Raw genomic sequence first — 5,345 nt, 5'->3', positions numbered from 1 at the left:
GCCAGACCGACACCACTCAGATCAGCTACACCGTCAGCGACGGCCAGGGCGGTACGGCCACCTCGACACTGACCGTGACGGTCACCGGCACCAACGATGCCCCGATCGTCACCGCACCGCTGTCCACCAGTGCGACGGAAGACGGCGCCTCGGTCACGCTCAACCTGCTCGCGGGGGCGAGCGACGTCGATGGCGGCACGCTCAGCGTCACCGGTCTGCCGACCACGCTACCGGCCGGCGTGACCTATAATGCCACCACCGGTCAGTTGACACTGGATCCGACCAACGCCGCCTATCAGAACCTGGCGGCCGGTCAGACCCGCGACGTCAGCGTCAGCTACACCATCAGCGATGGTCAGGGTGGCACGGTCGCGCAGAGCGCCACCTTCACTGTCACCGGCACCAACGATGCCCCGGTCGCCAAGGCCGATACCGGCAGCACCGGCGAAAACACCACCCTGACCGTCACCGCCGCCAACGGCGTGCTGGCCAACGACAGCGATGTCGATGGCGGCACGCTCGTTGTCAGCGCGGTCAACGGCACTGCCGCGAGCGTGGGTACCGCCATCACTGGCAGCAACGGCGGCACGTTCACGCTGAACGCGGACGGTAGCTACAGCTTCAACCCCGGCACGGCGTTCGATCGCCTGGCCGCGGGTCAGACCGACACCACGCAAGTCAGCTATACCGTCAGCGACGGCCAGGGCGGTACGGCCACGTCGACGCTGACCGTGACGGTCACCGGCACCAACGATGCCCCGATCGTCACCGCACCGCTGTCCACCAGTGCGACGGAAGACGGCGCTCCGGTTACGCTCAACCTGCTGTCCGGCGCCAGCGATGTCGATGGCGGCACGCTCAGCGTCACCGGTCTGCCGACCACGCTACCGGCAGGCGTGACCTATAACGCCACCACCGGCCAGTTGACACTGGATCCGTCTAACGCCGCCTACCAGAACCTGGCTGCCGGTCAGACACGCGACGTCAGCGTCAGTTACACCATCAGTGATGGTCAGGGTGGCACGGTCGCGCAGAGCGCCACCTTCACCGTCACCGGCACCAATGATGCGCCGGTCGCTCAAGCGAGCACCGCCACGACCGGCGAAAATACGATCCTCAACGCCCAAGTACCGACCGCAACTGACGTCGATGGCACCATCGCCAGCTACGCGCTCGACACCGATGTCGGCCAAGGCAATGGCGGCCTCAGCTTCAATAGCGACGGCAGCTACACCTTCACGCCGGGCACGGATTTCGACGCCTTGGCCGCCGGCGAAAGTCGCGATGTCACGTTTACCTACACCGCCACGGATAACGACGGCGGTGTGAGTGCGCCGCAGACCATCACCATTACGGTGACCGGTACCAACGATGCGCCGGTGGCCGTTGCGGATACCCAAACCACTGGCGAGAACACCGTTCTCACCGGCCAGGTCCCGGCCGCAACGGATGTCGATGGCACCATCGCGGGTTACGAGCTGGCGACGGATGTTGGCGCGGGCAATGGCAGCCTCAGCTTCAACAGCGATGGCAGCTACACCTTCACGCCGGGTGCCGACTTCGACGCGCTGGCTGCGGGCGAAAGTCGTGATGTCACGTTCACCTACACCGCCACGGATAACGATGGTGGTGTCAGTGCGCCGCAGACGGTCCCCATTACGGTGACCGGCACCAACGATGCGCCGGTGGCCGTTGCGGATACCCAGACCACCGGCGAGAACACGATTCTCACCGGTCAAGTCCCGGCCGCAACTGACGTCGATGGCACCATCGCCAGCTACTCGCTCGACACCGATGTCGGCCAGGGCAATGGCTCGTTGGCGTTCAATGCCGACGGCTCGTACACCTTCGCACCGGGCACCGATTTCGACGCGCTGGCTGCGGGCGAGAGTCGCGACGTCACGTTCACCTATACCGCCACCGACAATGCCGGCGCCAGCAGCGCTCCGGTGACGGTGACCATTACCGTGACCGGCACCAACGATGCGCCGGTGGCGGTTGCCGATACCCGGACCACCGGCGAGAACACCGTTCTCACCGGTCAGGTCCCGGCCGCGACCGATGTCGATGGCACCATCGCCAGCTACTCGCTCGACACCGACGTCGGCCAGGGCAATGGCTCGCTCGCCTTCAACAGCGACGGCAGCTACACCTTCACGCCGGGCACGGACTTCGACGCGCTGGCCGCCGGCGAGAGCCGCGATGTCACGTTCACCTATACCGCCACCGACAATGCCGGGGCCAGCAGCGCTCCGGTGACAGTGACGATCACCGTCACTGGCACCAACGATGCGCCGGTGGCTGTCGCTGACACCCAAACCACCGGCGAGAACACGATTCTCACCGGCCAGGTCCCGGCAGCGACCGATGTCGATGGCACCATCGCGGGTTACGCGCTCGACACCGACGTCGGCCAAGGCAACGGCAGCCTCAGCTTCAACAGTGATGGCAGTTACACCTTCACGCCGGGCACGGACTTCGATGCGCTGGCCGCAGGCGAAAGCCGCGATGTCACGTTCACCTACACCGCCACCGACAATGCCGGAGCCAGCAGCCCTCCGGTGACGGTGATGATCACCGTGACCGGTACCAACGACGCGCCGGTGGCCGTTGCCGACACCCAAACCACCGGCGAGAACACGGTTCTCAACGGTCAGGTCCCGGTGGCAACGGATGTCGATGGCACCATCGCCAGCTACTCGCTCGACACCGATGTCGGCCAGGGCAACGGCAGCCTCAGCTTCAACAATGATGGCAGCTACACCTTTACGCCGGGCGCCGACTTCGATGCGCTGGCCGCGGGTGAGAGCCGTGATGTCACGTTTACCTACACCGCCACCGACAATGCCGGCGCCAGCAGCGCTCCGGTGACGGTGACGATCACCGTGACCGGCACCAACGATGCGCCGGTGGCACAGGCTGCAACGGCTACGACGGAAGAGAACACGGTCCTCACCGGTCAGGTTTCGGCGGCGACCGATGTCGACGGCACCATCGCCAGCTACGCGCTCAACACCGATATCGGCACGGGCAACGGCAGCCTCAGCTTCAACAGCGATGGCAGCTACACCTTCACACCGGGCACTGATTTCGACGCCCTGGCTGCCGGCGAGAGCCGCGATGTCACGTTCAGCTACACCGCGATGGATAACGAGGGTGGTGTCAGTGCGCCGCAGACGGTCACCATTACGGTGACCGGCACCAACGATGCGCCGGTGGCCAAGGCTGATACCGGCAGTATCGGTGAAAACACCACTCTGACCGTCAACGCCGCCAACGGCGTGCTGGCCAACGACAGCGATGTCGATGGCGGCACGCTCGTTGTCAGCGCGGTCAACGGCACGGCCGCGAGCGTGGGGACCGCGATCACCGGCTCCAACGGTGGCACGTTCACGCTGAGCGCGGATGGCAGCTACAGTTTCAACCCCGGCACCGCGTTCGATCGCCTGGCCGCCGGTCAGACCGACACCACGCAAGTCAGCTACACCGTCAGCGACGGCCAGGGCGGTACCGCCACCTCGACACTGACAGTGACGGTGACCGGTACCAACGATGCGCCGATCGTCACCGCACCGCTGTCCAGCAGTGCGACGGAAGACGGCGCCTCGGTCACGCTCAACCTGCTGGCCGGTGCCAGCGACGTCGATGGCGGCACGCTCAGCGTCACCGGTCTGCCGACCACGCTACCGGCAGGCGTGACCTATAACGCCACCACCGGTCAGTTGACACTGGATCCGACCAACGCCGCCTACCAGAACCTGGCGGCCGGTCAGACACGCGACGTCAGCGTCAGCTACACCGTCAGTGATGGTCAGGGCGGCACGGTCGCGCAGAGCGCCACCTTCACAGTCACTGGTACCAACGATGCGCCAGTCGCTCAGGCGAGCACCGCCACGACCGGCGAAAATACGATCCTCAACGCCCAGGTTCCGACCGCGACCGACGTCGATGGCACGATTGCGGGTTATGAGCTTGCGACGGATGTTGGTACGGGCAATGGCTCGCTGGCCTTCAATGCCGACGGTTCGTACACCTTCGATCCGGGCACGGACTTCGATGCGCTGGCCGCCGGCGAAAGTCGCGATGTCACGTTCACCTACACCGCCACCGACAATGCCGGAGCCAGCAGCGCTCCGGTGACGGTGACGATCACCGTCACTGGCACCAACGACGCACCGGTGGCCGTAGCCGATACCCAGACCACCGGTGAGAACACCGCTCTCACCGGTCAGGTGCCGGTCGCAACTGACATCGATGGCACCATCGCCAGCTACACGCTCGACACCAATGTCGGCACCGGCAACGGCTCGCTGGCGTTCAATGCCGACGGTTCCTATACCTTCGATCCGGGCACTGACTTCGATGCGCTGGCCGCGGGCGAGAGCCGTGATGTCACGTTCACCTACACCGCCACCGATAACGATGGTGGGGTGAGTGCGCCGCAGACCGTCACCATTACTGTGACCGGCACCAACGATGCGCCGGTAGCGCAGGCTGCGACGGCTACGACGGAAGAAAATACGGTCCTGACTGGTCAGGTCCCGGCGGCGACGGATGTCGATGGCACCATCGCGGGTTACGAGCTGGCGACGGATGTCGGCGCGGGCAATGGCTCGCTGGCCTTCAATGCCGACGGTTCGTACACCTTCGATCCGGGCACCGACTTCGATGCGCTGGCCGCAGGCGAGAGCCGCGATGTCACGTTCACCTATACCGCCACGGATAACGATGGTGGGGTGAGTACGCCGCAGACCGTCACCATTACGGTGACCGGCACCAACGACGCGCCGGTGGCCGTCGCCGATACCCAAACCACCGGTGAGAACACCGCTCTCACCGGTCAGGTCCCGGCCGCGACGGATGTCGACGGCACCATCGCCAGCTACGCGCTCGACACCGACGTGGGTCAGGGCAATGGCAGCCTCAGTTTCAACAGCGACGGCAGCTACACCTTTACCCCGGGCACCGATTTCGACGCCCTAGCTGCGGGCGAAAGCCGCGACGTCACGTTCACCTACACCGCCACTGACAATGCCGGCGATGTGAGTGCGCCTCAGACCGTGACGATTACGGTGACCGGCACCAATGACGCGCCGGTGGCCGTTGCGGATACCCAAACCACCGGCGAGAACACGGTTCTCACCGGTCAGGTCCCGGCCGCGACCGATGTCGACGGCACCATTGCCAGCTACGCGCTCGACACCGACGTCGGCCAGGGCAACGGCAGCCTCAGCTTCAACAGCGACGGCAGCTACACCTTTACGCCGGGCACCGACTTCGATGCGCTGGCCGCGGGCGAGAGCCGCGATGTCACGTTTACCTATACCGCCACCGACAATGCCGGA

General features: G+C 65.4%; 1 protein-coding gene. It reads left to right on the top strand.

The genetic code is table 11. The features are described 5' to 3' along the window. A partial coding sequence (locus tag IE125_RS19085) for a cadherin-like domain-containing protein (RefSeq protein WP_189446279.1) occupies window positions 1–5,345 on the top strand: 5,345 nt, incomplete at both ends.

This window comes from Salinicola rhizosphaerae, from assembly GCF_014652715.1.
Classification (GTDB): domain Bacteria; phylum Pseudomonadota; class Gammaproteobacteria; order Pseudomonadales; family Halomonadaceae; genus Salinicola; species Salinicola rhizosphaerae.
This window is presented reverse-complemented; position numbering and strand designations above follow the sequence as displayed.